General features: G+C 35.7%; 2 protein-coding genes. Both read left to right on the top strand.

Annotation, left to right across the window (positions count from 1 at the left end):
* Positions 1 to 105 precede the first annotated feature (105 nt).
* Positions 106 to 1560, top strand: a complete 1455-nt coding sequence (gene istA, locus B207_RS37905) for an IS21 family transposase (RefSeq protein WP_084692002.1) — start codon at positions 106 to 108, stop codon at positions 1558 to 1560.
* A gap of 13 nt (positions 1561 to 1573) precedes the next feature.
* Positions 1574 to 2329, top strand: coding sequence for an IS21-like element helper ATPase IstB (istB, locus tag B207_RS37900; protein ID WP_084692001.1), 756 nt, complete (start codon positions 1574 to 1576; stop codon positions 2327 to 2329).
* The last annotated feature ends 54 nt before the right edge of the window (positions 2330 to 2383 follow it).

Here is a 2383-nt window from a genome sequence, read left to right as displayed (position 1 = left end):
TAGATATACAATGAAAACTGACCCACTATTATCATTGAAAATTGACCCGCCTAGATACTATATCTAAACTTATCTCATCAGATAGATGAGAGGAGTTTTAGGGGGATGATTTCTATAGATAAATGGACCACAATTCGCACGTTGTACAAACAAGGCCATTCTAAACGTGCCATTTCAAAAATATTGGGGGTGTCGAGAAATACAGTAAAAAAAGCTTTAACAATGGAGGAGGTTCCAAAATATAAAAGAGCACCGAAGGAAGATAAATTATTGAGTGAATACGAAGACTTCATACTTAAAATGATGGAACAGAGTTTAATTGGTACACGAATTTACAAGGAACTACAAAAACAAGGATATAGAGGATCAATATCAACTGTCTACCGATTCTTGAAGGCAAACAAGGCAAAGGCAGAATCACAAAAGACCACTACAAGGTTTGAAACAGCTCCTGGTGAACAAGCCCAATTTGATTGGTCTCCATATAAAGTAAGAATTAACGGAGAAGAAATTCAAGTTTATTGCTTCTTACTCATATTAGGATTTAGTCGCAAAAAGTATATGACTTTTAGTAAGACACAAACACTAGAATCAGTGCTTGAAGCATTAGAGGAAGGTATTAGAGCATTTGGTGGTGTACCTAAACAAATAGTGGTAGATAACGCAAAACAACTTGTATTAAGTCATCCGAAGGACGATGTGGCTACCTATCACCCAAAGTTCTTGGAGTTAAGTGGAACATATCAGTTCCAGCCGTACGCATGCCAGACCTATTGGCCACGTACTAAAGGCAAGGTTGAGAGACCATTTTATTATATTGAACAGCATTTTATTAAAGGAAATGACTTTGAGAGTTTTGAAGAGTTTATTAACAAAAGTCATATGTTTCTAGAAGAGTGGGAAAAGGAGCCGAATAAGACGACACTTATCCCCCCTTCTATTCGATTTGAAGAAGAGCAAGCTGCTTTAATGCCGTTACCTTCGGCAACTTATTCGATTCACTTAAAAGAAACTAGAAAGGTTAGTTGGGATTGTTTAATTTCTTATCGCGGAGTGAAATATAGTATCCCACACCTATTCGCTGGACAAGATGTATGGATTCGACCTAGTCATGGTAATATTTTGGAGGTATATGATCAAAACAGCAAAATGATTTGCCAGCATACTCTCTCCTATCAGCGAGGAAAAACAGTTATTATTGAGGAGCATTATGAAGGTGTTAAAGGATCTATTCCAAAGTCATTACCTAAACTACGTGAACATTTCGTTCATACCTTTTCCAATGGAAACAGATATGTGGAATTACTTAATCGAGAAGTAAAAGCTAATCACATTCATAGATATCAGAAGATTCTGGAGTTATCGCATCACTATGACCTAATAGCTATCGAGCAAGCAATTGAGCAAGCTGTTTTATTTAATCGCATCGAAATTGATTTTGTAGGAAACCTACTCAAAAAATCTTCGAGAAAGACTATTGAGCTACCAAAGGGGGAAAACATTCCAAAGATTCGCACTGAAACTAGATCCTTAAATTATTATAGCTATTTATTACATTAATGGAGTTGATGGGATGAAAAATGAACAAAACGAACGATTAACAGCTATTTTAAAGGAGTTGCATCTTAAAGAAATAAGTGAGATTTATGAAGCAGAAGCAGAAAAAGCAGCTAAAACAAAGTTAAGCTATGTAGGATATCTGTCAAAATTAATTGAGGCAGAAATTCTTTCAAAAACAGATAGGTCTATAAATCGGAAGATATCGTTAGCTAGGTTCCCAAAAGTATCAACTTTAGAAGAGTTTGATTTCGCCTTTCAACCATCTATAAATGATACCTTTATTCGAGAACTAGCTAACTTGGGCTTCCTAGAGAAAAAAGAAAATATAATCTTAATGGGACCGCCAGGTGTGGGAAAAACACACCTGGCAATCGCCCTAGGAATCAAAGCTTGTATAGCAAAATATCGCGTTGCATTTTATTCAGCCAAAGAGATCATGGATCTCTTATACTCTTCTCTGGTTGAAAATACTTTAACAGAGAAGGTTGAAGCATTAGCACGCATTCATTTATTAGTAATTGATGAGCTTGGTTATATGCCTATTGATAAAGAAAAAGCCAATTTGTTTTTTCAATTAATCAGTCGAAGATATGAGACAGGCTCTATCATATTGACTACTAATATGCCATTTGATCAATGGGATCAAGTATTTGGAGATCACATTATCTCATCAGCAATTTTAGATCGGTTGGCTCACCATTGTCACATCTTTAATATTAACGGAAATAGTTACAGAATGAAAGATAGATTAGCAAAAGTTGAGGCTTGAGGGTGGATCAGATTTCAGTGCAAAAGGTGGGTCAATTTTAGTTGACAATCTACA

It is taken from the genome of Parafrankia elaeagni (genome assembly GCF_000374165.1).
Taxonomy (GTDB): domain Bacteria; phylum Actinomycetota; class Actinomycetes; order Frankiales; family Frankiaceae; genus Parafrankia; species Parafrankia elaeagni.
The sequence above is the reverse complement of the archived record's forward strand: the minus strand, read 5'-3'. Positions and strand labels throughout refer to the sequence as shown.